The organism is Peribacillus sp. B-H-3 (genome assembly GCF_048572925.1).
Lineage (GTDB): Bacteria > Bacillota > Bacilli > Bacillales > DSM-1321 > Peribacillus.
On the sequence record NZ_CP183879.1, the window covers coordinates 2,337,722 to 2,361,578 of the forward strand.

The 23,857-nt window shown below is 40.5% G+C and carries 19 protein-coding genes; all 19 read left to right on the forward strand.

Going from position 1 to position 23,857, the window contains the following annotated elements; all coding sequences use genetic code 11:
- The first annotated feature begins 321 nt into the window (after window positions 1-321).
- Window positions 322-522 (forward strand): cold-shock protein, encoded by a 201-nt coding sequence (locus ACN6MY_RS11565; protein ID WP_419880341.1) that lies wholly within the window; start codon window positions 322-324, stop codon window positions 520-522.
- Window positions 523-1,072: 550 nt separating this feature from the next.
- Window positions 1,073-2,347 carry a group II intron reverse transcriptase/maturase gene (ltrA, locus tag ACN6MY_RS11570; RefSeq protein ID WP_419880342.1) on the forward strand — a complete coding sequence of 425 codons (1,275 nt, stop codon included), beginning with the start codon at window positions 1,073-1,075 and terminating at the stop codon, window positions 2,345-2,347.
- 354 nt (window positions 2,348-2,701) lie between these two features.
- Complete coding sequence (locus tag ACN6MY_RS11575) at window positions 2,702-2,938, forward strand: glycerophosphodiester phosphodiesterase family protein (protein WP_419880343.1); 237 nt, start codon at window positions 2,702-2,704, stop codon at window positions 2,936-2,938.
- A 46-nt stretch (window positions 2,939-2,984) separates the two neighbouring features.
- On the forward strand, window positions 2,985-3,335 hold the full coding sequence (locus ACN6MY_RS11580) for a hypothetical protein (RefSeq protein WP_419880344.1): 351 nt from the start codon (window positions 2,985-2,987) through the stop codon (window positions 3,333-3,335).
- Between the two features lie 897 nt (window positions 3,336-4,232).
- A complete protein-coding gene (locus ACN6MY_RS11585; protein ID WP_419880345.1) occupies window positions 4,233-5,447 on the forward strand; it encodes an ROK family protein in 1,215 nt (404 codons plus the stop codon).
- Between the two features lie 90 nt (window positions 5,448-5,537).
- The gene (locus ACN6MY_RS11590) at window positions 5,538-7,034 is read left to right on the forward strand and encodes a sugar ABC transporter ATP-binding protein (protein ID WP_419880346.1); all 1,497 of its coding nucleotides are present in this window, start codon (window positions 5,538-5,540) and stop codon (window positions 7,032-7,034) included.
- Entirely contained in the window at window positions 7,031-8,059 is a 1,029-nt protein-coding gene (locus ACN6MY_RS11595; protein WP_419880347.1) for an ABC transporter permease, read from the forward strand. Before ACN6MY_RS11590 ends, ACN6MY_RS11595 begins: the two co-directional genes overlap by 4 nt.
- A gap of 76 nt (window positions 8,060-8,135) precedes the next feature.
- Window positions 8,136-9,176: a substrate-binding domain-containing protein gene (locus tag ACN6MY_RS11600; RefSeq protein WP_419880348.1), complete on the forward strand. Its 1,041-nt coding sequence runs from the start codon at window positions 8,136-8,138 to the stop codon at window positions 9,174-9,176.
- 28 nt (window positions 9,177-9,204) lie between these two features.
- Complete coding sequence (locus ACN6MY_RS11605) at window positions 9,205-10,071, forward strand: sugar phosphate isomerase/epimerase family protein (protein WP_419880349.1); 867 nt, start codon at window positions 9,205-9,207, stop codon at window positions 10,069-10,071.
- 156 nt (window positions 10,072-10,227) lie between these two features.
- Window positions 10,228-10,683: a cupin domain-containing protein gene (locus tag ACN6MY_RS11610; protein ID WP_419880350.1), complete on the forward strand. Its 456-nt coding sequence runs from the start codon at window positions 10,228-10,230 to the stop codon at window positions 10,681-10,683.
- A 27-nt stretch (window positions 10,684-10,710) separates the two neighbouring features.
- A complete protein-coding gene (locus ACN6MY_RS11615) occupies window positions 10,711-11,958 on the forward strand; it encodes a Tm-1-like ATP-binding domain-containing protein (RefSeq protein ID WP_419880351.1) in 1,248 nt (415 codons plus the stop codon).
- Window positions 11,951-12,787 (forward strand): phosphoenolpyruvate hydrolase family protein, encoded by an 837-nt coding sequence (locus tag ACN6MY_RS11620; RefSeq protein WP_419880352.1) that lies wholly within the window; start codon window positions 11,951-11,953, stop codon window positions 12,785-12,787. The genes ACN6MY_RS11615 and ACN6MY_RS11620 overlap by 8 nt, the downstream gene beginning before the upstream one ends.
- A gap of 101 nt (window positions 12,788-12,888) precedes the next feature.
- Complete coding sequence (locus tag ACN6MY_RS11625) at window positions 12,889-13,476, forward strand: gluconate 2-dehydrogenase subunit 3 family protein (protein WP_419880353.1); 588 nt, start codon at window positions 12,889-12,891, stop codon at window positions 13,474-13,476.
- Window positions 13,473-15,215 (forward strand): GMC family oxidoreductase, encoded by a 1,743-nt coding sequence (locus ACN6MY_RS11630; RefSeq protein ID WP_419880354.1) that lies wholly within the window; start codon window positions 13,473-13,475, stop codon window positions 15,213-15,215. Before ACN6MY_RS11625 ends, ACN6MY_RS11630 begins: the two co-directional genes overlap by 4 nt.
- Window positions 15,216-15,513: 298 nt before the next feature.
- Window positions 15,514-16,665, forward strand: a complete 1,152-nt coding sequence (locus ACN6MY_RS11635) for a glycerate kinase (protein ID WP_419880355.1) — start codon at window positions 15,514-15,516, stop codon at window positions 16,663-16,665.
- Between the two features lie 387 nt (window positions 16,666-17,052).
- On the forward strand, window positions 17,053-18,192 hold the full coding sequence (locus tag ACN6MY_RS11640) for a zinc-dependent alcohol dehydrogenase (protein WP_419880356.1): 1,140 nt from the start codon (window positions 17,053-17,055) through the stop codon (window positions 18,190-18,192).
- A gap of 1,694 nt (window positions 18,193-19,886) precedes the next feature.
- Complete coding sequence (locus ACN6MY_RS11645) at window positions 19,887-21,377, forward strand: sigma 54-interacting transcriptional regulator (RefSeq protein WP_419880357.1); 1,491 nt, start codon at window positions 19,887-19,889, stop codon at window positions 21,375-21,377.
- Between the two features lie 71 nt (window positions 21,378-21,448).
- A complete protein-coding gene (locus ACN6MY_RS11650; RefSeq protein WP_419884145.1) occupies window positions 21,449-21,583 on the forward strand; it encodes a helix-turn-helix domain-containing protein in 135 nt (44 codons plus the stop codon).
- A gap of 198 nt (window positions 21,584-21,781) precedes the next feature.
- Entirely contained in the window at window positions 21,782-23,854 is a 2,073-nt protein-coding gene (locus ACN6MY_RS11655; RefSeq protein ID WP_419880358.1) for a hydantoinase/oxoprolinase family protein, read from the forward strand.
- Window positions 23,855-23,857 lie beyond the last annotated feature (3 nt).

A 23,857-nucleotide genomic window follows, 5' to 3' on the forward strand; every position in this document is an offset into this window, starting at 1 on the left:
CAAAAAGAGCTGTTTTTGAGGATAACATCCCGCATTGGAATCCAAGCTTATTTTTCCAAAACCAAAAAATCTGGTTGTTTTATGTATGACTACTAAATTTCAGGAAAAGCAACCGGGTTTAATCATCATTTAAAGCATCTTTCCATTGGTAAATGACTCTTCGTTATATTTCAAACGATTGCAAAAACCATTGTTTACTGAAATGCTAAGAGAGAATTATTTTTTGTTCGGTGTATACGAGTATCGACTTTTCGTCTTGAGAATCACTTTGGGCAAGGATAGTAACAAATAGTGTGGTAAGCACACTAGGAGGCAACAAAAATGGAACAAGGTACAGTTAAATGGTTTAATGCAGAAAAAGGTTTTGGGTTTATCGAGCGTGAAGGTGGAGACGACGTATTCGTACTTTTCTCAGCTATCCAAGGGGAAGGATTCAAATCCTTAGACGAAGGTCAAAAGGTTACTTTCGACGTTGAGCAAGGTGCTCGTGGAGCTCAGGCTGCTAACGTTCAAAAAGCTTAATTTTATATGACTTATACTAACAGGATCTCCCATAAGAGCCTGTTTTTTTGGTGTGCCAGGCATGGCAACTATCTAGGTGGTGAAAGTCCACTGTGGGGGTACACATCGACCAACCACTAAGGAAGCGCAAGGTACTTATCGTGAGGTAAGGGCTGGAGGAAGCGTGGAATAAAATCTTGACTCGACGAACAGAAACCTGATACTAAGGCTCTATAAAGGGACGAGACTCCCAAACAAGTTAAAGTCCAAAAGATGTGCGTAACTTTGTAGGGTAAATCAGGCGAGCAAAAGAGGAAAGATAGTTGTCTTACCCTGGGAGGTCTTGCGGATGTACAGAAGTACAGTCGAAAAAGGTTAGCCGCAAGAAGTCAGCAGAAGCCATAGTAATGAGTACACTCATGAAGGGCTGAACAATTTATAGTGTTTCAACACCACGAATGCGTGAGTGACGAAAACTCCGAATGTGTTAATGGTGAAAATATGAGCGTATCTCAAAAGATAACTAAAAGGGAGTTAGCACTCACTACGTGAGAGGGAAGGAGAAACGAGTGTGGAACTTTTAGAACAAATTCTAAGTAATCAAAATATGAATGAAGCCTACTTACGTGTCTATAAAAATAAAGGTACAAGTGGGATCGATGGAGTGACAGTCGACGAACTAAAGCAATATCTGAAAGAGAATAAGGATGAACTGCGTCAGCGCATCAGAACAAGAAAATACCAACCACAAGCTGCCTTAAGAGTGGAAATCCCAAAAGAAAACGGAAAGATGCGCAAATTGGGAATACCAACAGTAGTGGACAGAGTCGTTCAACAAGCCATTCATCAAGTTCTCAGTCCGATATTTGAAGAACAGTTCAGCGAATTCAGTTACGGTTTCAGACCAAAAAGAAGTTGTGAAATGGCGATTATTAAAAGCCTGGAATTTTTGAATGATAGTCATGATTGGGTAGTCGACATTGACCTTGAAAGATTCTTCGATACCGTTCATCACGATAAACTCATGCGAATTATATCCAACACAATAAAAGACGGAGATGTCATCTCGTTAATCAGAAAATACTTAGTCAGTGGAGTCATGGTGAATGGAAAATATGAAGACACACCTGTCGGTACTCCGCAAGGAGGAAACCTCAGTCCACTATTGAGTAATATTATGTTAAATGAACTTGATAAGGAACTAGAGATAAGAGGACTAAGGTTCGTGAGGTACGCAGATGATGCCCTTATCTTTGTGAAAAGTGAAAAAGCAGCGAACCGAGTAATGAACTCAATCGTGAGATTTATAGAAGAGAAATTAGGTCTTATAGTCAACGTAGAGAAGAGTAGAATCTCACGTCCAAAAGAATTAAAATTCTTAGGATTTGGGTATTATTACGACATTAAAAACAAGAGATATCAAGTGAAACCTCATCTAAGTTCGGTACAGAAGTTTCAAAGGAAGCTTCGACTACTGACAAAACGGAGCTGGAGTGTTCCACTAGACTACCGAATATTGAAACTAAAACAAGTGATACTTGGATGGGTAAACTACTTCAGAGTGGCAAATATGAAAAAGGTGACTAAACGAATAGACCAAAAGCTTCGCTCCAGAATTAGGGTCATCATCTGGAAACAATGGAAAGTAACGAAGAAACAAATCAAATCGCTTATTCAACTAGGGATTCCGGAGGAAGAAGCGAAAGGATTAACCTACTGTCGAAAAGGTTACCGATTCATAGGATTATCAAAAGTCGTCCAAAGAGCAATCTCAAACAAAAGACTAAAGCAGAGGGGAGTCCCCTCTGCTGTAGAACATTTTCTAAAAGTACACACTGTGATATAAATTGAAACGCCGTATACGCGATCCGTACGTACGGTGTTGTGAGAGGGGCGAAAATAAATGACTTATTTTCCCTCTACTCGATTGTCTTTGCATAATAAAAAACCTACTCAACGTTCGAGTAGGGATAGAACAGGTAAATGTATAAAGATTTAAAGCTTAATGAGAAAGACCTCAGCTGTCAACCAAGTGGCTGTAACACCTGCATCGGATGCAGAAATTGCACCCAGTCTTACACTGCGGGCAGTCCGAAGGAGATCGATCTGCAGGCGCACCGAGGAGGTATCGGGCTTACCACTGAGTCCACGATTGCATCTTTCTCCAAAAGGCCTCAAAGTGGGTGTCAGTACCCTTGAGATGAATGTGCAAATCACGAAGGATCATCAGGCTGTGATTACCCACGATCGTCAGATTACGGGTTCCAAGTGTCAGGACACGGGTCCGGCGTTTCCTGGTGATCCCATGTATCCATATGTCGGCAAGTACATAAAGGACCTCACCTTGGCCGAGGTGCGTACATTGAACTGCGGCTCGTTGAGGCAGGCGTCATTCCCTGGCCAGCAGCTGAATACCGGCGCCCGCATGCCGCTTTGAGCTGGTGTTCGATTTAGTCAAGTTTTCCCATGCCAACAAGGTACACATGAATGTCGAGACAAAAGTGGAGGCCGGAGCACCGAATGAAACGGCCCCACGTGAAGAGTTTGTACAGAAAGTTGCCCAGGAGGTTCGTAAAGCTGGAATGGTTAACCGCGTAACGATCGAAAGCCCCGATTGGGGATCACTCATGCGCTGGCATCAAATCTATCCGCGCTTACCGATTTTCGCATTGACTAAAGGTGATCAGTTCTTCAGCCTGGTAAGCCTGGCGCATCAACATGGCTGGGCGGAATCGACATCGATGACATCGGAGGCGATTTTGTCGCTGCAGCCCACCCGTTCGGTGCAAGTGCTATTTCCCCAGTACATGGTGATCCTTAGAACGGCAAGGTAACTGATCCAAACTACAAGCCTTACATGACGAAGCAAAAGGTCGAGGAAGCCCACAAGTACGGCATGAAGTTCATCCCGTGAACTGTCACGAGCCAACGAGAGAGCTGATGGATGATGGGGTTGATGGGATGATCACTAGTATTTTAGGATCATTCTTTTGTTGCGGCGGATCATTTTATCCGCCGCTTTCTTTTTTGTAGATTCCTTATTCTCACACCTTAAAACTGAGAAGTTGTATATAGACAATTACAGACGTACTCAAAAGAGACTAAAAAAACGCGCGCCGATTGAACATCGACACGCGTTAGCCGCATAGCTTTTTCCATTTGTCTACTTGACAGGGGTAAGACCAATAAGTTGTCACATAAAGGCTAACAGGGTTAGGCAAATGGCGACTGAATAAAAAAAGTGAAACCCAAATGAATTTTAAGTAACCTAATAGGAAAAGGCAAATGATGATATTTTATAACCCCATATTTTTGCGAAAATAAGCGAAATAAAGCCGGCGCATACATTCATTGAACCTGACAAATTTTTTATTGAAGTTATATCGTCTGACTTACTTAACCTTTATATAAAAGGATCATCCAAAGTTCTTATGTACATTTTTAATTAATTATTACACTTTTTCACATTGACTGTAAAAAGTCGGTGTATTAAATTAAAGTATATAAAATAGTTTTTTGAATATTCGGTATACATTTTTAATTAATTGTTATACTTTTTCACATTGACTGTAAAAAGTCGGTGTATTAAATTAAAGAGTATAAAATAGTTTTTTGAATATTCTGTATACATTTTCAATTAATCATTATACTTTTAATACAATGATTTAAAAAAGTGGACATTTAGAAGTTTCATGTAAAGAATTCATAGTTACGGAGGGGGGAGGGTAAGGATGAATATGCCGCCGGGAACGACGAAAGTTTTACAAGCAATTTGGAAGAGTAAAAAGCCAAATTCTAAAGCTGATATAGTGCGATCAACAGGTTTTAGTTTAGCAACGGTAACAGAACATGTCGATACACTAGTTAGGAGTAACCTGATAATCGAAGTAGAGATGGGAAATTCTACTGGCGGAAGAAGACCAAGACTCTTATCGTTCAACCATGAAGCTGGGTACATAATTGGAATTGATTTGGAGTCAACTCATGTTCAGGTCGGAATAACAGATTTGAACTGTAGTGTTATATCATCAAAATCAAGTGAAATAGACGTAGCAACAGGACCTGCAGCAGTACTTGAACATATTAGAGAAATGATCTATTCCTTACTTGACGAAAGTAACATAGAGATTTCAAGAATCAAAGGAATAGGTATGGGAGTACCGGGACCAGTGGAATATAGCACTGGTTTACCTGCATCACTTCCTATCATGCCGGGGTGGGATCGCTACCCAATTCTTCAGTTCTTGTCCCAACAATTTAATTGTGCATGCTATGTTGACAATAATGTCTATACGAGGGCACTTGGGGAGCGTACTGTTGAGGGAGTTTCTGGTATTGATAATTTCATTTTCCTGAAGATTGGTAATGGAATCGGTGCAGGAATTATATTCAATGGTCAGATATATCGTGGATCTACTGAGTGTGCAGGTGATGTTGGGCACATAAATATAGGGCAGGATTTGCTTTGTTATTGCGGGAATCGTGGTTGTTTAGAAACAATTGCAGGCGGCAGAGCGATTGTTCGAAGAGCTGAGGAAATTGCTAGGAATGGACAAAGTGAGATACTTGCAAAACTAATGGAGACCAATGGAAAGTTAAGCCTGGAGGATTTTAATCGTGCAGTACGAGAATCAGATCCAAGTGCTGTGGAACTAATCCGAGAATGTGGTTTTCAAATTGGAAATGTAATAGCGAGTCTCATTAATTTCTTTAATCCTTCTCTAGTTTGTATAGGGGGTAGAGTGTCTGAAGTTGGTGATGTACTTTTGGCATCTATAAGGCAAGCTATCTATCACCGTTCATTGCCATTGTCTACACGTAACCTAATAATACAGCAGTCCTTCTTAGGTGAAAAAGGTGGAATAATAGGTGCCGCTGTTTTAACAGTTGATAAAATAATCGAAGATTCACTTAAGAAAACCAAAGATGGTATCTTTTCTTTTTAATATTTTAGGACATCTAACTAATTTATAAAGTTTGTAAGCGGTTTCATGTATGTTGAATGGATTAATTTAAAGAAAAGGAGGCTGTCTTTTATGGAGGTTAAAGAAAATCTTCCCCTTCTTGAGATGCAAAATATAACAAAAAGCTATTCTGGCATTACAGTGCTCAATAACATCAACTTAAAGATTCATTCTGGTGAAATATTAGCGCTTGTAGGAGAGAATGGAGCTGGAAAGTCCACATTAATTAAAATTCTTTCCGGTGCAATTAAGGCAAATGAAGGAAAGATTTTAATCAATGGGAATCAAGTGGAGTTTCATACTCCACTCGATGCAGAAAAAAGTGAAATTGTAACCGTTTACCAAGAGTTTAACTTATTTCCCGATCTTTCGGTAACTGAAAACCTCTTTTTTACTAATTTTCACAAGACTAAAGGACGTATTAATTGGAGGGAATTACATAAAGAAGCTGAGAGATTCCTAGATGAATTCGGGGTACAACTACCAGTAAAAATGCCGGTTTCCACCCTAAGCATTGCACAAAAACAGATGCTAGAAATCGCCAAAGCACTTTATAGTAACGCACGCCTTTTGATTTTGGATGAACCGACCGCAGTTTTAGGCGGAGATGATGTGGATCGGCTAATTACTATTGTGAAAGAAATGCAAAAACGCGGTATAGCGGTTATCTTCATTTCTCATAGATTAAATGAAATCTTTGGTTTGGCAGATAGGTACTTGGTTTTAAAAGACGGTCAACAGATAGGTGACGGCCGCATTGAAGAGACGAATCCTGACGAATTGGTAGGGATGATGGTCGGACGTCACATAAGCATTGCTCCTCGCAATAAGATTAATTATGAAAAAGGGCAAGTTGTGCTAGAGGTTGAAGGTCTATCACGTAAAGGCGTCCTTCATGACATCAATTTCTCCCTCAATAAGGGAGAGGTGTTGGGTATCGCGGGTCTAAGAGGAGCTGGTAGGACTGAGTTGGTAAGAGCAATTTTTGGAGCTGATCCCATAGATTCTGGGAAAGTGACTGTTAATGGTCGTCAAGTTAAAATTAACTCCCCTAGACAGGCAATTAACATTGGAATAGGTTTGGTCCCCGAAGATCGAGGAGGACAAGGGTTGTTTAAAAATCTTTCATGTCTACAAAATATCTTTATGGCGAGTACTAAGATGAAAGTAATTAATAACAAAAAGGAACAAATTATAGCAAAGAAACATGTAGAGTCATTAGAAATAAAGTTAGCGCATTTGGGGATATTGGTCGGAAGTTTATCAGGGGGGAATCAACAAAAAATCGTCATCGCTAAGTGGTTGGAGTCAGGTATTGGTATTCTCCTTCTTGATGAGCCGACTAGGGGTGTCGATGTTGGGGCCAAAGCCCAAATTTATACCGTGGTTAGGGAACTTTGTGAACAGGGAATGTCTGTGATTTTAATATCATCAGAATTGCCTGAAATTCTTGAAAATAGTCACCGCGTTCTAGTGATGTATAAAGGTCAAATTTCTGGTGAGATGGATCACGAGTCAGCCACTGAGGAAGAAATCATGAAATATGCTGTAGGAGGGACGAATAAGTGAAAAATGAAACTACTATAAATCCCACAGATGTTGTTCAAACTTTGAAAACAGATAACAACAATGTCTTTAGGCAGTTTTTTAAGCAATATGGAGTAACTCTCCTTCTTTTTATCGCTCTTCTTATATTTACTGCACTGTTAACACCAGAATTCTTCAATATGCAAAATATAATCAATGTTGCTCGTCAGGCTTCCATTGTTGGAGTCGTTGCTATAGGGATGACGTTTGTTATTTTAACAGGGGGAATCGATCTTTCAGTAGGGGCTATCGTCGCGGTTTCCGGGGTTTCTTTTGCAATGATGATAAACCAAGGTGTTGCGGTTCCACTAGCACTCTTAATCGTCATGTTGGTAGGCATTATAATTGGTATTATCAATGGAATTGGCACTACTTTCTTTGGAATTCAACCCTTTATTATGACTCTGGCTACCATGGCCGTAGGTAATGGGGTAGCTTTACTTCTATCGAATGGTGCACCTCAGACTTTCACGACAAATAGCAAGATTGTAGACATGTTAGGTAATGGTGGGATCGGGTTAATTCCAGGCCCAGTGATCTTGTTCATATTGAGTGCTCTTGTTGCCTGGATGGTGTTACGATACTTATCTTTTGGTAGGTTTATATATGGAGTTGGAGGAAGTTTAGATGCCGCACGTTTGTCCGGAGTCAGAACTACTCGTATCTTACTAATGGTTTATGCCATCAGCGGTTTATGTGCTGCTGTTGGAGGATTAATAAATACATCAAGGCTTTTTGTTGGGCATCCGACCGCAGACGGTGCCATCATGCTAGATAGTATTGCTGCGGTTGTCATTGGAGGAACCAGCTTAATGGGTGGCCGAGGAGGAGTTGGAGGTACAGTACTAGGGGCATTATTGCTGGCGATGGTTGCGAATCTCTTGAATTTATTGGGAGTATCTCCATACAACCAACAGGTAGCGAAGGGAATAATAATCGTAGTTGCAGTCTTGTTCACAACTCCTGCATTAAAGCAGCTTATTAAACAACAATGGAGAGGACTTTAACGTTTTAAAATTAATAGGGGGGTGAAGTCTTAATTACATGATTATAATCGATCCAATCGGATAAGGGGGAGAGTTAATGAAATTTAAGAGAACTGTGTCAATAATAGTTTTTTCGATGCTCCTGTTTGTAACGGCGGCTTGCAGTAACAACTCTTCTAAAGAGGTTGTTAAGGTTTCTACTAAAGGGCCTATTGATTACGGTCTTTACTGCAATTCCGAATGTCAAAGTGCACTGGAGCTTAAGGCTTCACGGGATTCCATTAAAGGAAAGGTAGGTATGGCCATAGCGTCCACTACATTTCCCTATGGTGTAGCTATTAAAACAGGAACTGAAGAAGCCGTCAAAAAATATTTCCCTAATATTGAATTGTTAGTAGGCGATGGCCAAAATGATCCAGTTGCCCAAACTAAACTTGTGGATGATTTTATCTCCAAAGGAATTAAAGTTTTGATTATAAACGCCGTAGAGAAAGATGCTTTAGCCCCTGCGGTTAAACGGGCAACGGCTGCGGGAGTGAAAGTAATTGCAATTGACCGTACAGTCAACGCCCCAGTTCTTACGACAATAAAAGCAAATGATTTAGATTTGGGAATGAATGCGGGTAAGGACCTAGTGTCCCGTTTAAATGGGAAAGGAAATGTAGTTGAATTGCAAGGGAGCCCTTCAGCTTCGCCAACAATTGATAGACATAAAGGCTTTATGAAAGCGCTTAAAGATGCCCCTGGAATTAAAGTGATTGCGAGTCAAAGTGCTAACTATGATCAGGCACAGGGTCTAAAGGTGATGGAAGATCTATTGCAACGGTACCCTAAAGGGAAGATTGATGCAGTATTTTCACATGCGGATATTATGACCCTTGGTGCCATACAGGCGATAAAGGCAGCAGGCCGAGAGAATGAAATTAAAGTGATCAGCATAGATGGACAACAGGCGGCATTTGATGACATTACGAATGGGGTCATAGATTCTACTACTGTTTATCCGGTGATTACTCCTATGAGCATTATTGCAGCAGCAAAGGCGTTAGCCGGTGAAAAATTACCAGAGATGATTAAATTAGACTCACCTGTTGTGACAAAAGAGAACGTGGAAAAATATAAAGGCACTACCTATTAATCTAGCAAATAAAAGGAGGAAGTTTACTATGACAATGAAACTATCATTTAACACTTGGCCTTATGCAAGTTTTCCAGTATGGTTACCTGCTTATCCGCTTGAGGAAGTAATTAAGAGGATTGCCGCTATCGGTTACGACGGAATTGAGATAGGAGCGGCCAGTCCACACGCTTATCCACCTACTTTGTCAACAGAAAGACGTGTGAACATAAAAAAAATATTAGAACATTATGGGTTAGAAGTGTCAAGCATGCTTCCAGCTCTAAGCGGAGGGCCTGGTCATAACGTAGCTTCCCCTATCCCTGAGGAGAGACGACATACTATTGAGCATTATAAAGAAGTTATTGAGTTATGTGCCTATTGGGGAGGCAAAACTGTACTTTATATTCCAGGTTGGCAGATTTTCGGTACTAGCCGAAAACAAGCATGGGAGTGGAGCAGAGAAGCTCTGAGAGAGATTTCTAAAACTGCATTGGATTATGGTGTAACGATGGTTATAGAACCAACACCATTTGACAGTAATCTGGTAGATCGTTGCGATGATGCTATTGAGTTGATGGAAGAGGTAAACAAACCAAATGTAAAACTTATGTTTGATACATTCCATGCTCTTCACCGTAAAGAAGTTTCAACCGATTACGTGTACAGCATGGGAGAGAATCTTCACCACATTCATATATCTGACAATGATCGATTAGCTCCTGGGCAGGGAAGAGGCGATTTTGTCTCTCTTATCTCTGCACTGAAGGACATTAATTATGACGGATACCTAGCTATGGAACTTGGCTTTGATCGCCGTGATATTGAACCAGACAATGTGGCACGTCAAGCGTTTGAGTACCTAAAGCCATTGGTCGATGAGGCGAATAAAAGTTTATTGATTAAGTCTAAATAAAGGATGAGTTAGGAGCACCAGGAATCAAGTAGTCTTCTAGCTACTCTAAAAAATTAATCCAGATTATCAATGATTTACACTTGAATTACGACAGTAAATGAAAAACAAACTGGATCAAACACCGTTAAATCTTGTAAGAAGAAAGGGGCCAATACTATGAGTGTCGAAAAAGGATCAAATGCTGCAGTGAGTGATAAAAAGGTGTATGTAAGGCCAGATGATGTAGAAACATTGATGTTCGATTGGGGCTGTTTCAAACTGACATCCACTCCAGAGGTCACTGGAGCTGAAAGATTTAGTACAGGAATAGTAGTTGTTGATCCAGGTAAAGGGCATGAACGACATAATCATCCTGGTTCAGAGGAGATCATTTATATTGTTTCTGGTGAAGGTGAACAGATGGTGGAGGATGAGAATGGCAACCCAGTGATACAGAAGGTATCCGCTGGATGCACAGTCTATGTTCCAGAAGGCAGATACCACTACACCATCAATACAGGATGGGAGCCAATGAAATCATTTGTTGTTTATTCACCAACTGGTCCCGAGGCGGAGTTGCGTGAGTTACCTGACTGCAGAATCGCTCCACTTGGTGAGATACCAAAGCGATAAGGTATATGTAATGGAGGGATTTCGTATATGGCAACGATTGTAGTCTTAGGTACACTCGATACAAAGGGTAACGAACATAACTTTGTAAATCAGATTATTCGCGCCAGAGGTTGTGAGGTAATCCTTGTTGATGTTGGTGTTCTAGGACAACCTCAGATTCCAGCTGATGTAACCAGAGTGCAAATTGCTAGTGCCGCAGGGACCGATATCGAGGAGCTTATAAGCCGAAACGATCGTGGTATAGCTATGGAGGCAATGGCAGTCGGTGCAACAAATGTAGTTCGTAAACTCTATACAGAAGGCCGTTTAGATGGAATTCTTGCATTGGGAGGGTCTGGTGGTTCATCAATAGCGACTCAAGCGATGCGTGCACTACCGATTGGGGTGCCAAAGCTAATGGTATCTACTGTCGCTTCAGGTGATACGAGGCCTTATGTAGGAGAATCGGATATCACTATGATGTATTCAGTGGTGGACATTGCCGGTATAAATTCTATCTCTGAAAAGATAATTTTCAATGCTGCAGTCGCCATCACTGGAATGGCAACAGCAAGCAAAACCTACCGTCCAATAAAACAAAATAAACCATTAATTGCTGTTACTATGTTTGGGGTTACAACACCTTGTGTTTCAAAAGCCAGTAAGTGGCTTGAAGAGAATGGATACGAGGTAGTGGTATTTTCCGCTAATGGTACCGGAGGGCGGGCGATGGAAGCACTAATGAGAGATGGCTTCATTAATGCCTTATTGGATGTTACTACTACTGAGCTTGCTGATGAGTTGGTTGGCGGGGAGCTATCAGCGGGTCCAGAGAGGCTTGAGATGGCCGGACGTCTTGGTATCCCGCAAATTATTTCGCTAGGGGCTCTAGATATGGTGAATTTCGGACCGGCAAACACGGTACCAAGACATTTCCAAGGACGGAAAATTTATAAACATAACCCGAATGTTACTCTTATGCGCACTACAGTGGAAGAGTGCGCTCAATTGGGACAAATAATTGGTAATAAAATAAACCAGGCAAAAGGTCCAGTTAGTGTTTTTATCCCACTCAATGGCGTCTCTGCAATCTCAAAAAAAGGGGAGGTTTTCCATGATCCTGAAGCGGATCAGGCATTAATCCAGAACCTTAAGGAGACACTCGATTCACATATTGATTTGGTAGTAATGGACTCAAATATTAACGATTCAGACTTTGCTGAGGCAATGGCGAGAAAGTTAAACCAGTTCTATAAAGCTAAAATAAGAAAAGAAGAGGTGCTTAGACATGAGTAGAAAAGAAATATTGAAGCAATTAAAGGATCAAGTGGCAGCAGGAATACCAATTATCGGTGCCGGTGCAGGTACTGGGATTTCAGCAAAGTGTGCAGAAGCTGGTGGTGCGGATCTTCTTATCGTTTACAATTCTGGAAGATTTAGAATGGCGGGACGGAGCTCAATATCTGGCTTAATGCCTTATGGGGATGCAAATCAAATTGTAGTTGAAATGGCAAGAGAGGTATTACCGGTAGTGAAGAATATACCTGTACTTGCAGGCGTTTGTGGTACGGACCCATTTAGATCGATGCCTAGTTTCCTGGAAGAATTAAAAAAGATTGGCTTTAAAGGTGTGCAAAATTTTCCTACTGTCGGACTCTATGAGGGACGGTTGCGCCAAAACATGGAGGAAACGGGGCTTGGGTATGATCGGGAAGTAGAGATGATTAGAATAGCTCGTGACCTAGACCTATTAACTACACCCTATGTTTTCAATGTGCAAGAAGCGCATGCTATGGCCGAAGCAGGAGCTGATATCATAGTTGCCCATGTTGGTACGACGGTTAGTGGATTAACTGGAGCGCATAGTGTAATGACTCTTGATGAATCCGCCAACATCATTCAAGCCATGCACGATGCGGCGAAAGAAGTAAACCCAGATGTACTTGTGATATGCCATGGCGGTCCTATTGCAGAGGTACAGGACGTCGAATATATATTAGAACACACCATGGGCATTGATGGATTCTATGGCGCTTCAAGTATGGAGAGACTGCCGGTTGAAATAGCCATTACAGAAAATACACGACGATTTAAAGAACTTCCACTCTCAAAGGCGAGGGTTTGAGTTGGTAACTTAAGAAACGTCAAAATATGAATATATGGGGAGAGATTTCTCTCTCCATTTCACTTTAAGAGAGTAGAGTAGAGTTTAAAGGAGAGGAAGAAATGTACAAAAGCGAAGAATTTCAAGTACTCATGTTTTTTAACAGGGACGAAGCAAGTACAGTTGAAGCAATTGCCTCCCGGCTCATACCGAGTGATCTTGAAAGTCCTGGTGCAAAAGAAGCAAGGGCGGTCAATTTTATTGACCAATCACTCGCAGGTTTTTTTAAACATCTTCAAACATTTTATAGACAGGGTTTGATGGAGCTCCAAAGGTACTGTGAAAAGAATCATGGTGATGCGTTCGTCTCACTTAATGAGGAACAACAGGACCAGGTTCTTCGTGCTATTGAGGGATTTGTAGCTGAAGACTCCTTAAGTTCTGGTGAGAGTTCAGACAGAGGGGGCAGTGTACTGGCACAATTCTTTGCTGTTATATATGAACATACAATGGAAGGAACCTTTGGTGACCCTCTTTATGGAGGAAATCGTGATGCTATCGGTTGGAAGTTGATTGGATTCCCTGGTGCACAATGGGGTTATACTCCGGAACAGATGAAATTAGGTTTTAATATTAATCAAATTAAGGTGAAAACCCTTACGGATATCCAAAGGGAACATAGACCAGTGGTAACAGAGGTGAAATTATGACTCAACAAATAGATGCAATTGTAGTAGGTCTTGGTGCTTCAGGTGGACTCATAGCAACAGAATTGGCTCGTGCTGGTTTGAAGGTCGTTGGTCTTGAGAAGGGAGCGTTCTACCAGGATGCAGATTTCCTAACAAAGTTTGATGAAATTCGTTACTATACTCGGAGTGCAATGGTCCCTCACATGGGATCTGACCCCATTACATGGAGACCGAACGAAAACAAAAAGGGTTCTATTCTTCCTTGGGCTTCTAACAAACTGGGACTAGGTGATCCTTTCCAGACACCTCCATCTATAGGAACGGGAGGTGGCACTCGTTCATGGGGTGGAGCCGCATTCAGATTTCGTGAAAAAGATTTTAACATGCGGAGTACAATCATTGAAAGATTTTCTGAGTCAGCGTTACCTAAGGATACAACTATTGTTGACTGGCCTATAGGTTATAAGGAGTTGGAGCCGTATTACGACCGAGTTGAGTGGGAACTAGGAGTATCGGGCAAGGCGGGTAATATTAAAGGCGAAATTCAGCCTAATGGTAATCCTTTTGAATCACCTCGCGATAGAGGCTATCCAATGTCTCCTTTACCACGTGCAGCAGCGGATAACCTTTTTGTAGAAACTTCTACTAAGTTAGGTTATCATCCATATCCTACCCCATCAGCAATTGCGACTGAAAATTATAAGGGTAGGTCGGCTTGTACCAATTGTGGATTTTGCCATGGTTATCACTGCCATGTTGGCGCTAAAGTATCTACTCATGATTTAGTTAAAACCGCAGCCATGGAGACTGAAAATTTGGAAATCCGCCCTTATGTTCGAGTTTTTCGAGTGAATAAGGATTCCACTGGTCGAGTACGTGGAGTCTCCTACTATGATTCCGAAGGGAAAGTTGTTGATCTTGAAGCTAATATTGTCATCTTGGGCTGTTACGCACTTGAGAATGCCAGATTACTTTTGGCCTCAGGAATTAATGAGAGTGGTCATGTAGGTAAACATTTGGCGATGCATAACTATGGTTGGTTTACTGGATTATTACCTGAATGGACAAATCCATTTATGGGGTCCCTCCAATCAGGGAGTGTTCTAGACGATTTAACATCCGAGTTAATTCCTGACAATGATGAGGGCGTTCTTTGGGGTTCTCCTATCAATACCTGGACTGGTGATATGCAACCGATGGAAATTATTCATAGTCTCCCACCTCATGTCCCTCGTTGGGGGGATGGCTTTAAAGATTGGATGAGTGAAAATTATAGGAAACTTTTCAAGATGTACTCACAGCATTCTTCCTTACCATCAAAACAATTCTACGTTGACCTGGATCCTAAAGTGAAGGATAAGTTTGGTCAGCCAGCCATGAGAATTACCCATGATTGGACTGATTATGATCGCAAGACGGTGGAATATTTTATGAAGATCAAGCGAAAAATCGCACAGGAGATGGGAATGATCGATTGGTGGGAAGATTCACCAACACCTGCTTATCATATTTCTGTTCACGATACAGGTACTCACAGAATGGGATGGGATCCATCTTCATCAGTTGTCAATCCATTTGGAGAAGTACATGAGTGTAAAGGACTTTATGCAGTAGGTGGAGGGCAGTTCCCTACCCTCCCTTCATATAACCCGACAGAGACTATTATGGCATTGGCTTATTTAACCGCAGATCATCTTCTTGGACGAGCTCAACTGGAAAGGAAAAATACAAAAATAAATGCCCAAACTCACTTAGCATAATGTTCTGTTATAGAAAACACATAAAGAACCTCTTGTTTAACAAGGGGTTTTTATGAATCTACATTTAGAATATAATATTTCCAACTTGTTTTTTAAACCGTTCCAGGTTCTAAAGTTCTTAGGGTTAGTCGGACGAAGTGAAGGCCATGATTTTTGGGTTTGAGTTCTAAAAGATTTCCAAAGCATAGAAATAAATCTTGATGTCTTTTTGTGTATGAATCAATATGTTCAACAAACTTAAATTCATTTTAATAGAGTTAGAGTGAGCTTATACAATAAGGGTTTTAGGAGGGGTTTAATGCATATTTTAATATCACCAGATTCATTTAAAGGGAGTTTATCAGCAGAAAATGTCGCAATGCATATTGAACGCGGTATTAAAAGCGCGAAAGTTGATGTAGATACATTAAGAATACCGATGGCAGATGGCGGTGAGGGTACACTCGAAACACTGGTAACCGCAACAAATGGCAAAATTGAAAAAGTTTTAGTGAATGACCCGCTAGGAAGAAGTATTAACGGCCACTTTGGTATTATCGGGAACGGAAAGACGGCTGTTATTGAGTTAGCAGTTGCCTCTGGCTTGCCATTGTTAACGTCAAAAGAGTTAAACCCTGCGATTGCCTCAACATATGGAACAGGCCAATTGATTAAAGACGCTTTAGGGAAAGGAATTCGTTCTTTCATTATTTGTCTAGGAGGTAGTGCAACAAATGATGGAGGAACTGGAATTTTAAAAGCGCTCGGTTATCGCTTTTTAGACAAAGAACAAAATGAGTTGAAAAATGGAGGACTTGCACTTAAAGACCTTTCAATTATTGATGATACATACATAGATGAACGAGTAAAAGAAGCGCATTTTCGAATTGCTTGTGATGTTAGTAATTCGTTGATTGGTCCAAACGGGGCATCTCATGTATTCGGTCCACAGAAAGGGGCTTCACCAGAATTAGTAAATAAATTAGATGAGGCCCTTCACGTATTCGCAGATGTTGTCTACAGAAAAACAGGTAGACGAATTCATAACTTAGAGGGGGGGGGAGCAGCAGGGGGAACTGCGGCAGGGCTGTATGCGTTTTGTCAAACAGAAATGAGACCCGGAGTAGAACTCATGATAGAGACATTAAATCTATCAACCCTTTTTCAAGAACAACAATTTGATCTTATTATAACAGGAGAAGGAAAATTGGATGAGCAAACCGCCTATGGTAAAGTGGTTTCAGGTATAACAAAACTATCGAAACAATATAAGGTCCCCATCATTGCAATAGCTGGAACCGTTGAAGGAGATATCCGTCCTTTGCATGAATTAGGTTTAACTGCTGCGTTCAGTATAATAAACGGGCCAATGGATTTAGAAAAAGCTGTTACAGAAACCGGTAAATTGCTTGAAAAAACAACCGAACAGTTATTTAGATTATTTATTAGAAAGGACGAGGATGAAGATTGAAAAATAAGGCATCCATTAGAGAGCCTTGCAAAAAGAATACATTAATTGGAAAAACGTCCTTTTGGGCGTCTTTTTGTTAAAATAGAATTAATTTAGTAAGAAGGATGGTACTCATGTTAAAAGATTCCTCCCAAAACTCTCTATCATTTCACGCTGAACTTTATAACCTCATACCGGATGATCACATTTTAGAAAAATATTCTCTTTTATTCACGGTGAGGGCAATATTAGACTACTCATTAACGCTTCGTCTTCCGTCTCCTTTCTTGTTCTTAGGCGCTCCGCGGCTTCGAAAATACCGTACATCGAATGTATAATCCTCACTCTCCAGTTCCATAATAGAAGCATGCATGCAAATTCAAGGCATGCTATAACAGGAGGGTGATTATGAAGGCTGTAACTTTCAATGGCATAAAGAACATGCAAGTGACGCAGGTCGCGGATCCGACGATTCAGAAAAAAGACGGGATTATCGTCAGGATCACCTCGACCGCCATATGCGGTTCCGATCTCCATATATACCAGGGGGCGATTCAAGCCCAAACCGGATACGTGGTCGGACATGAACCGATGGGCATCGTCGAAGATGTGGGCCCTGAGGTGACAAAGGTCAAAAAAGGGGACCGGGTCGTGCTCCCGTTCAATATCTCGTGCGGCAGCTGTCATTACTGCCAGCATGAAATGGAGAGCCAATGCGACAACTCCAACCCCAATCCCCAAGTGGATACGGGAGCTTACTTTGGGTTTACCGAACGTTACGGAAATTATCCGGGCGGACAAGCCGAATTGCTTTACGTGCCGTACGGCAATTTCATGCCTTTCGTTATTCCAGAGTCATGCGAATTGGAGGATGAGAAGCTCCTGTTCCTGTCCGACGTGCTACCGACGGCCTATTGGAGCGTGGACAACAGCGGCGTGAAGCAGGGGGATACGGTGGTGGTGCTCGGCTGCGGCCCCGTCGGCTTGATGGCGCAAAAATTCGCCTGGATGAAAGGGGCCAAACGGGTCATCGCGGTCGACAATCTCCCGTACCGGCTGAACCATGCCAAAAAAATGAATAAGGTCGAAATCTTCAACTTTGAAGATTTCGAAGACATGGGGCTGCATATAAAAGAAATAACGGGCGGGGGTGCGGATGTCGTAATCGATTGCGTCGGAATGGACGGCAAGAAGACGCCATTGGAGGAGGAAGAGCAGAAGGCCAAGCTGGTTGGCGGAACGCTCAGCCCGATCAACATCGCGATGAATGCGGTGCGGAAATTCGGCACGATTCAGATGACGGGGGTATACGGTTCTAAATACAACCAGTTCATGTTCGGAAACATTTGGGAACGAAACGTGAAGCTGACCATGGGACAGGCGCCCGTGATTCATTACATGCCGATGCTGTATCAAAAAATTATGGCAGGCGAGTTCGATCCGACGGAGATCATCACGCATAAAGTGCCGCTCGATCAGGCGCATAACGCGTACAACACCTTTTACAACCATGCGGACGAATGCATTAAATTCGTCCTGAAGCCTTAAATGATGGCATGAGAAGAGGGGCTGTGCCACGGGGTATTGTACCCTGAGGGACAGCCCCATGTGTTTAGCCGATTTTTCGTCTGGTCAGGTTATGGTTTCACGAGGAAATCGTTTACTCACCGGAGAAAATCCCTCATACGATATTGGGTTACTTCTATCATTCACCGTATTTTTACCAATATTATACCCTTCGGATACTAAATATACAAATAATGGATAAACCTCTTATTCCTTTTCTGTTTCTTTTCCATTCTTTCGTATATCTGGAGAAATGATTTATCAAAGGAGAGAATGAAGGATGAAAACATGTCCGTGCAAGTGAATCCTGGTTTAATCTATTAGCTGATTATTTCGAAAATGAAAAGGTTTCAGATGAATTGACCATAATATGTAGTTCTTATTAATCCATGATAATAGATTATATAGCAATATGCATCCAAGAGGAAGAGGTGCACTTTGTTAATTTGGTATATATGAATTTATTAGAAATAACTTCTGGAATATCGCTAGTGTTAATTAAGATACCTTGTTATCATTTAAAGATTTAATAGAAAATGATGAAAGAAATAAAAAAGCTAGCTTTTAAGGGTAGAGTTCAAAGTAAAATGAATTCTACCCTTTATATTATATGTTTAATATACTATTAAAATAATCTACTTTAATGCCAAAGAAGATGTGTATCATATCGGAAAAATTAATGCAATTGTTGCTCTTGTTTTCGGAAGTCGAAGAGAAAATATAGTATTTATACTGGTCACGAAATTGGTCACATACTCGAAAAAACACTAGAAACCAAGGGGATACAAAAAATATAAGAAAACTCCCCAAACCCTTGATACCAGTAGGTTTGGGCATACTTTGAGAAATTAGTGGAAACGTGCCATCTAGAATTGAAAGGGTAGGGGGCGGGGGTTCAAATCCCTCTCAGATCATACTATTAGACGTATCAAGTCTTTCATAAGGATTTTCTAGAAGAGTAAGAAAGTCGTCGGGCCTTTTTACTACGTTTGGTTTTTATTAGATACCTGGAAGGACTTTCTGCATAAAATTCCCTTCAGTTATCAGTTAAAAAGTTATTTGGAAGCTATGATCCCAACAATTATTTTATTTGTAGCCCTTCAATTATTAAGTATGAAATGGAACTTAAATAAAACTGTAAATTTGCTGTGTTTGCTTGTAATGGCGTTTGTTCAATTCTTGTTATTTTTTATAGGGGTTAAAATTATATAAGACTGCGAACTAAATACACCATCCATTCCACGAAGTGGTTGGTATATTTAGTTTTAAAATGAAAAATTTCAAAATATGGAACAAGAAGTTATTTCTCCACTTAATACGAAATTGGCCAGGAAAATGAAAAATTAACGGCAAACATCCCATTGTTGTTAATTAAATTTTACACAATATGGAGTGTATGGGAAAAATACTTAAATAAAGATAAACTGTACACCCTACCCTTATCTCCATCAGTATTCATAAAAATATAGATTACACATAAATTGCACAGAATTTCTACAAACAACGGAATTAAGAGATTCAATTTGCATAAATACTCAATTTGATCCTAAATTATCGGTCTCATACTAATTTTCAACAATCATTGAAGGAATCCGTCATTTATTAACTGAATATTATAAAGTATTTATAACAAGTGTATTTATAAATGATTTTAAAAGATAAAAGGAGATGGAAACTTGTTATCGTTAAACCGTTTAGGAGAAAATATTCCTTTTGGCTTGCTTTTAGTAGATTTCAAAGGTGAAATTCATTACGCTAACCCAATATGTGAAACAACTCTTAATCTAAAGAAACCCTATAATAAACCGATTCAAGATGTGTTGCCTGGAAGTAATATTATAAAAGTGATAAAAGAGGGTGGTTTTGAGATAAGGAATTACACTTTTACAAATGAATTGTGTATCATGTGTAGTTCACTGAAAATAGGGGAACTTGGTGGAATGATACTTTTGGATAAAAAGGTCTATGAGAACTTTATTTATAACTCTCCTAAGTTAATTGAAATAAAACAAGAACTGGAAGCGTTTATGAACTTAAGCGGGGAATTGGTCACCATTACAGACGCAGAGGGAAGGGTTTTACGTGTCAATAATGCTTGTGAGCAAATATTAGGTGTAAAGGAAGCTGATTTTATAGGAAAATCTGCTTCTGTTTTAGAGAAAAAGGGTATCATTGATCGATCCTCGACACAGCACGTCATTAAAAATAAGCGAAAAATTACTATGAATCAAATGACGAAATCAGGGCGCCGTTTAATGGTAGAAGGTAATCCCATTTTTAATCCGGACGGAACTTTAAGTAAAGTAATTAATATATCAAAAGATATAACAGAGGTGGCTAATCTTCAAAAAAAATTAGAAGAGACAAAAATAGAGCTGGAATATTACCAGACGGAAATGAGGATTCTACAACAAAATAATAAGGAAATGATTGTGAAATCAAAGGCAATGGAAAAGGTATATGACCTTGCCTGCAGGGTTGCGGATGTGGATGCCACTATTTTTTTGCATGGAGAAACAGGCGTAGGAAAAGAAGTTGTGGCTCGAACGATTCATGATTTAAGTAATAGAAAAAATGCTCCTTTTGTAAAAGTCAATTGTGGAGCGATACCAGAGAGCATAATGGAGTCGGAGTTGTTTGGCTATGCAAAGGGCACGTTTACTGGCGGAAATAAAGAGGGGAAAAAAGGATTAGCCCTTGCGGCCCATACGGGGACTCTATTTTTGGATGAAATTGGCGAATTGCCTCTGAATGTACAAGCAAAATTACTTCATTTGTTACAGGAGAAACAATTTATCCCCCTTGGAGAAACAAAACCTGTAAATGTTGATGTGCGATTTATCGCAGCGACAAATCGTAATTTAGACGAGATGGTCAAGCAGGGAACCTTCCGTGAAGATTTATACTATCGCTTGGTGGTTATTCCGATAACGATTCCGCCATTATCAGAACGAAAAGAAGATATTCCTTTTCTTATTAGTCATTTCTTAAAAAAAATTTGTGACAAATACATGCAGTTTAAAACGATTGATAAAGAAGTGGTGCAAATTTTTACTGAGTATGAGTGGAAGGGAAATGTAAGGGAACTGCAGAACATGATTGAAAGGCTCGTTGTGACATCGCACGGTGAGGACATAGGGCTCAAGGATTTCCAGAAAAATTTTTAAAGATATCAACTAAAGGTGACCATTTATATAGAGGAAATTTAAAGCACGAAATGGAAAAATTAGAAAAACTAATGATAATCGAAGCTCTGGAAACGTCGTCAACCATGAAGGAAGCAAGTAAAAAATTAGGGGTAGATGCCTCTACGATGACAAGAAAAGTGCAGAAGTATAAAATCAATATTGCAAAATTGCAATTTACGTTGTGACTATGCAATCTATTAATTTTCACCTACTATATTCTGAATATTTCAAAATAAATGAACAGTGGGAATACACACTAAATTGCAGAATTGCAATTTCGTTGAGATTTATTTTAATATAAGCCTTATTATATGAGTTTTATAGTTTGGCACGATTCTTGCATTATTAACAATGAGTAAATTAACTAAGGAGGACAGTCCATTATGAAACTATTTGGCGTAGACGTAGGTGGGACTTTTACAGATGTCATCTACAGCGATACTGAAAAAAGGATAACAGCGATTCACAAAGTTCCAACCACTTTAGAAGATCCATCTAACGGGGTTGTTCAAGGAATACTCGAACTTTGTGAACGTCAAAATATTGATAAACATCAAATTGACCATGTTTTTCATGGAACAACGATTGCAACAAACGCCATTCTTGAGAATGACGGTGCAAACACTGGTATGATCACCACAGAAGGTTATCGTGACATTATACACATCGGACGTCATCAAAGACCGCAGAATTATTCCATTATGCAGGAAATCCCCTGGCAGGATAGACCGTTGGTACAACGAAGGAATCGAGTGGCAGTTGCAGAAAGAATGGGTCCTGTGAAAGATCAGGTCATTACTCCATTAAATGAAGAGCAGGTTCGGGGAGCGGTTGCCACCTTAAAGGAAAAAGGAGTTGATTCCATTATTGTCAACTTCTTATTTTCCTATATTAATCCTGCACATGAGCAGCGGGTTAAAGAAATTATTGAAGATGAATACCCTGAGGCTTTTATTACCGTTTCATCAGAAGTATCACCACAATTCCGCGAATTTGAACGGTTTACGACCGCTTCGATTAACGGTTTTGTAGGACCAAAAGTAAAAAACTACATTCAAAGTCTTGAACAACAGTTAAAGGATTCAGGCATCCCTGCAGAGCTTCATATCATGTGTTCAAACGGCGGAGTCGCAACTCCTAAAACCGTATCAGAGAAGCCTGTAAATACACTGTTGTCTGGTCCAGCAGCCGGTATTCTTGGGGGAGCATGGGCCGGAGAACTGACAAACCGTCAAAAGTTGATTACTTTCGACGTAGGCGGCACAAGTGCTGACATTGGTATTATCACAGATAGCGGCTACAGCGAATCATCTGCTCGGGACACCTGGATTGCGGGTTATCCGGTCATGGTACCGATGATCGATATTCATACGATTGGAGCAGGTGGGGGAAGTATTGCTCATATCGATGAAGGCGGAGCGTTTAAGGTTGGACCGAGAAGCGCAGGTTCTCGCCCGGGACCAGCCTGTTATGGCCACGGCGGGTTAAAGCCTACTGTAAGTGATGCGAACGTAGTGCTTGGAAGAATCGACGAGCACAATTTCCTTGGCGGCGAAATGAAAATTTACACGAATGCTGCCTATAAGGTCATTGATGAATTAGCGGAAAAATTGGGGCTTTCCCGAGAAAGGACGGCAGAAGGCATCCTTCAGATCATGAATAACAATATGGCCAATGCGATTCGGGAAAAAACAATTCAAAAGGGCGAGGATCCGCGCGAATTCTCCTTGGTTGCGTTTGGCGGTGCAGGTCCTCTTCACGCTGTAGATGTGGCACAAATTTTAAATATACCAGAGGTCATTATTCCGTTATATCCAGGAATTAACTCTGCCACTGGCCTGCTTACAACAGATTTAAAGTATGACGTCATCAAAACGGAATTTATGTTAAGCAACAATCTTGATTTTGATCGTTTGAATGAAGATTTCTCCGTATTAGAAAGCCAGTTGATTCAACAATTAAAAGATGATGGTGTTTCTGAGGAGAATATTCAGATCCAAAGAAGTGCGGATTGCCGTTACGCCGGTCAGGGATATGAACTGCGTGTGGATTTGCCAAATGGACCTCTTAACAAGGTAACGATTATCGAAGCTTTGGATAATTTCCACGAAAGTCATCGAATCGAGTATGGCCATAATTTCCTTGAAAGCCCTATTGAGTTTGTCAATATCCGTGTTACTGGTTTAGGATACATGCCAAAAATCGAAAAGCAGGTTATCCATCATGAAAATACGTTAGAGGATGCATTGGTAAAAACGGGTGAAACCATTTTTAATATCAATGGTAATCTTGAAAAAGTAGAAACCAAATTTTATCAGAGGGAAAGGATTCCTGTTGGAGTCGAATTCAGCGGGCCGTGCATCGCCCTTCAAAAAGATACGACAACTGTTATTCCTCCAAACTGTACCGCTTATATCGAAGAATACGGAAATATAATTATCAAGGTAGGTGTATAAATC

What these genes read in the sequence shown, in the direction of transcription:
- ACN6MY_RS11650 (WP_419884145.1), top strand. Translation starts at nt 21,449, where the DNA reads ATGATAATCGAAGCTCTGGAAACGTCGTCAACCATGAAGGAAGCAAGT.
- ACN6MY_RS11655 (WP_419880358.1), top strand. Translation starts at nt 21,782, where the DNA reads ATGAAACTATTTGGCGTAGACGTAGGTGGGACTTTTACAGATGTCATC.
- ACN6MY_RS11620 (WP_419880352.1), top strand. Translation starts at nt 11,951, where the DNA reads ATGAGTAGAAAAGAAATATTGAAGCAATTAAAGGATCAAGTGGCAGCA.
- ACN6MY_RS11635 (WP_419880355.1), top strand. Translation starts at nt 15,514, where the DNA reads ATGCATATTTTAATATCACCAGATTCATTTAAAGGGAGTTTATCAGCA.
- ACN6MY_RS11580 (WP_419880344.1), top strand. Translation starts at nt 2,985, where the DNA reads ATGAATGTCGAGACAAAAGTGGAGGCCGGAGCACCGAATGAAACGGCC.
- ACN6MY_RS11565 (WP_419880341.1), top strand. Translation starts at nt 322, where the DNA reads ATGGAACAAGGTACAGTTAAATGGTTTAATGCAGAAAAAGGTTTTGGG.
- ACN6MY_RS11630 (WP_419880354.1), top strand. Translation starts at nt 13,473, where the DNA reads ATGACTCAACAAATAGATGCAATTGTAGTAGGTCTTGGTGCTTCAGGT.
- ACN6MY_RS11625 (WP_419880353.1), top strand. Translation starts at nt 12,889, where the DNA reads ATGTACAAAAGCGAAGAATTTCAAGTACTCATGTTTTTTAACAGGGAC.
- ACN6MY_RS11610 (WP_419880350.1), top strand. Translation starts at nt 10,228, where the DNA reads ATGAGTGTCGAAAAAGGATCAAATGCTGCAGTGAGTGATAAAAAGGTG.
- ACN6MY_RS11585 (WP_419880345.1), top strand. Translation starts at nt 4,233, where the DNA reads ATGAATATGCCGCCGGGAACGACGAAAGTTTTACAAGCAATTTGGAAG.
- ACN6MY_RS11600 (WP_419880348.1), top strand. Translation starts at nt 8,136, where the DNA reads ATGAAATTTAAGAGAACTGTGTCAATAATAGTTTTTTCGATGCTCCTG.
- ACN6MY_RS11640 (WP_419880356.1), top strand. Translation starts at nt 17,053, where the DNA reads ATGAAGGCTGTAACTTTCAATGGCATAAAGAACATGCAAGTGACGCAG.
- ACN6MY_RS11590 (WP_419880346.1), top strand. Translation starts at nt 5,538, where the DNA reads ATGGAGGTTAAAGAAAATCTTCCCCTTCTTGAGATGCAAAATATAACA.
- ACN6MY_RS11575 (WP_419880343.1), top strand. Translation starts at nt 2,702, where the DNA reads ATGAATGTGCAAATCACGAAGGATCATCAGGCTGTGATTACCCACGAT.
- ACN6MY_RS11605 (WP_419880349.1), top strand. Translation starts at nt 9,205, where the DNA reads ATGACAATGAAACTATCATTTAACACTTGGCCTTATGCAAGTTTTCCA.
- ACN6MY_RS11615 (WP_419880351.1), top strand. Translation starts at nt 10,711, where the DNA reads ATGGCAACGATTGTAGTCTTAGGTACACTCGATACAAAGGGTAACGAA.